The organism is Pseudomonas sp. 05N434 (genome assembly GCF_056396965.1).
This window is the reverse complement of the sequence record NZ_JBFTMK010000638.1, coordinates 1-2,617: the sequence shown is the minus strand read 5'-3', so window position 1 is coordinate 2,617 and position 2,617 is coordinate 1. Positions and strand designations below refer to the sequence as shown.

Sequence of the window (2,617 nt, the reverse complement as noted above, 5' to 3'; positions counted from 1 at the left end):
CCGTACAACCGGCGCAGGCGCGCCATCAAGTGCCGTGGCTTTTCCGGATCGAGGAATTCGATGGCCACCAGGGTTTGCTCCAGGTGCTCATAGAATCGCTCCAGCTCATCCATGGTCGCCAGCTCACCACTCTTGGTGGACGCCACTTCCTCCTTCTCGACCTTGCTCGGCTGACCCTGGGCCGCTAGCCAGGACATGCGCACTTCATAGCTCAACACCTGCACCGCCGCCCCGAGGTTCAGCGAACTGAACTCGGGGTCTGATGGAATGTGCACGTGATAATGACATCGCTGCAGCTCTTCGTTGGTCAGGCCGGAATCTTCACGACCGAACACCAATGCGATCTCGGCACCCTGCCCCGCCTCCTCGACCACCCTTGCACCGCACTCACGGGGATCGAGCAACGGCCAGGGAATGCGACGATCACGAGCACTGGTACCCAGCACCAGATTGCAGCCGACCAAGGCATCTTCCAAGGTGGCGACGACTTGCGCGTTTTCAAGGATGTCCCCGGCGCCGGACGCACGCGCATCGGCCTCGTGGTGCGGGAACAACCGCGGCTCGACCAGCACCAGTCGCGACAGGCCCATGTTCTTCATGGCACGCGCAGCACCGCCGATATTTCCGGGATGACTGGTATTGACCAGGACGACACGAATGTTTTGCAGCAAGGGAGGCGCTCTCGAACATTGAATGGGGGAGCCGAATCTTACAGCTCCTCCTACCGTTAAGCCATGAAAGCGAACGTCGACCTTCTCCTGTAGAAACTTTCTGATAGAATGCCCGGCTTTCTTTAACAACCTTAGGTGACACATCCATGCAGCCCATGCTGAATATCGCGCTGCGCGCCGCCCGCAGCGCCAGTGAATTGATCTTCCGCTCCATCGAGCGCCTGGATACCATCAAGGTCGACGAAAAAGACGCCAAGGATTATGTATCCGAGGTGGATCGCGCCGCCGAACAGAAAATCATCGACGCACTGCGCAAGGCCTACCCGAATCACTCGATCATGGGTGAAGAAACCGGCCTGCACGCCGGCACCGGCATCGAAGGCGAAGAATACCTGTGGATCATCGACCCACTGGACGGCACCACCAACTTCCTGCGCGGCATTCCTCACTTCGCTGTCAGCATCGCCTGCAAATACCGCGGCCGCCTGGAACACGCTGTTGTTCTGGACCCGGTTCGCCAGGAAGAATTCACCGCCAGCCGTGGTCGCGGCGCTCAACTGAACGGTCGTCGCCTGCGCGTTAGCGGCCGTACCAGCCTGGACGGCGCCCTGCTGGGTACCGGCTTCCCGTTCCGTGACGACCAGATGGACAACCTCGACAACTACTTGGGCATGTTCCGCGCCCTGGTTGGCCAGACCGCCGGCATCCGCCGCGCCGGCTCGGCAAGCCTCGACCTGGCCTACGTGGCTGCCGGCCGTTTCGATGCCTTCTGGGAGTCAGGCCTGTCCGAGTGGGATATGGCTGCAGGCGCCCTGTTGATCCAGGAAGCCGGCGGCTTGGTGAGCGACTTCACCGGCGGTCACGACTTCCTGGAGAAAGGTCACGTCGTTGCCGGCAACACCAAGTGCTTCAAGGCAGTACTGACAGCGATCCAGCCACACCTGCCAGCTTCGCTGAAGCGCTAAGCACCCAAGCCCAAAAAGCCGCAACACTTAAAGCAAACGCCCCGACTGGTTCGGGGCGTTTTCTTTTGTGCGACTAATACGACCAAGTTAAGCCGTAACGCAATCCGTAGCAGCTGGCGAAGCCTGCGCTCGGACGCAGCAGTCGCATAATCAGAGATTACGGCACGCCAGACAGACCGCATTAGCCGGATTCACGACTGCTTCGCAGCCGGACGCAGCCTCGCTGGAGCTCGACAGCTGCTACAGCCAGACGCAGCCTTCGGCAGCAGCTACAGAAAGAGCGCCGCAGTTTTTTATATATGCAGCCATAACGAAAAATGCCCCGCATCTTTCGATACGAGGCATTTTCTTGAAAAGCCAACCTGAACAGGCCAGGCTTTCGGCATCGGAAGCTGGACTTAAGCCAGTTTTTCCTTGATGCGAGCTGCTTTACCGGACAGGTCACGCAGGTAGTACAGCTTGGCCTTACGTACATCACCGCGACGCTTGACAGCCATGCTGTCGATTTGCGGGCTGTAGGTCTGGAAAGTACGCTCTACGCCAACACCGTTGGAGATTTTACGAACGGTGAAAGCACTGTTTACGCCGCGGTTACGCTTGGCGATAACTACGCCTTCGAACGCTTGCAGACGCGAACGATCGCCTTCCTTCACTTTCACCTGAACGACAATGGTGTCGCCCGGGGCAAAGGTAGGGATCTCTTTAGTCATCTGCTCTGCTTCGAGTGCAAGGATGATTTTGTTAGTCATGCTGTGCTCCTAAGGTAAATCGTCGGATCTACCATCGATACGTTGTTAACTATCGTCCCGCTCGCGGATGTATTCCTCGAGCAGCTTCTTCTCTTCTCCAGAAAGCGAGCGGCTTTCCAGAAGATCGGCGCGTCGTTCATAGGTCCGACCAAGGGACTGCTGTAAACGCCAACGCCGGATGTGCGCGTGATTGCCACTTAGCAATACGTCGGGAACACGCTGATCCGCATAC

General features: G+C 58.3%; 3 protein-coding genes and 1 pseudogene. 1 reads left to right on the top strand and 3 read right to left on the bottom strand.

Annotated features, from left to right (window positions below; translation table 11 throughout):
- The coding region (gene trmJ / locus AC1DLB_RS27260; RefSeq protein ID WP_477786029.1) for a tRNA (cytosine(32)/uridine(32)-2'-O)-methyltransferase TrmJ at positions 1-671 on the bottom strand (671 nt) is incomplete at its 3' end.
- 146 nt (positions 672-817) lie between these two features.
- Here trmJ and suhB point away from each other — a divergent pair.
- The gene (gene suhB, locus AC1DLB_RS27255) at positions 818-1,636 is read left to right on the top strand and encodes a type III secretion system regulator SuhB (RefSeq protein ID WP_007941397.1); all 819 of its coding nucleotides are present in this window, start codon (positions 818-820) and stop codon (positions 1,634-1,636) included.
- Between the two features lie 398 nt (positions 1,637-2,034).
- On the opposite strand, the gene rplS is transcribed toward suhB, so the two are convergent.
- Both rplS and AC1DLB_RS27245 read right to left on the bottom strand, forming a co-directional pair.
- Entirely contained in the window at positions 2,035-2,385 is a 351-nt protein-coding gene (gene rplS / locus AC1DLB_RS27250; protein ID WP_003175895.1) for a 50S ribosomal protein L19, read from the bottom strand.
- Between the two features lie 45 nt (positions 2,386-2,430).
- A pseudogene (locus AC1DLB_RS27245) lies at positions 2,431-2,617 on the bottom strand (tRNA (guanosine(37)-N1)-methyltransferase TrmD); the annotation flags it as partial.

Bases quoted from the DNA above. Each gene is read 5' to 3' on its own strand.
- suhB (WP_007941397.1), top strand. From the start codon at position 818: ATGCAGCCCATGCTGAATATCGCGCTGCGCGCCGCCCGCAGCGCCAGT.
- rplS (WP_003175895.1), bottom strand. From the start codon at position 2,385: ATGACTAACAAAATCATCCTTGCACTCGAAGCAGAGCAGATGACTAAA.